Below are 439 nucleotides of genomic sequence, written 5' to 3' on the forward strand. Positions count from 1 at the left end.
TTCACTAAATTCTGCATTTAATTACTAAACTGATGTTTATTTACCAGAACGTATTACAGAGATTTTAAAAAGTTATAATGAATCCCTCTGCCAGCTTAGTGGTAGCCCGCAACACGCACCACCCGATTCTTGCAAATCATATTTAAGCTGATTAGCTTCATTTTAATAAATACTAATCTGAGTGCTACTAATTATATCCAATTATCTGATCAGTAATTTTTGCGCTAATAGAGAGATTTGCTAAGCTAACAACCCGTTATTCAAATCAACCACGCTAGGCAATTGTTTATTAAGGGGAATCTATAGTGGGAATGTTCGAACGTTATCTATCCATTTGGGTGGGTATCAGTATTTTGATCGGCGTATCTGTGGGCAATACTTTTCCAAGTATATTTCACCTAATTGCTAAGCTTGAGTACGCTCACGTTAACTTGGTAGT

Origin of the sequence: Neptuniibacter sp. UBA6509, from assembly GCA_002435145.1 — a bacterium.
Classification (GTDB): Bacteria; Pseudomonadota; Gammaproteobacteria; order Pseudomonadales; family Balneatricaceae; genus Neptuniibacter.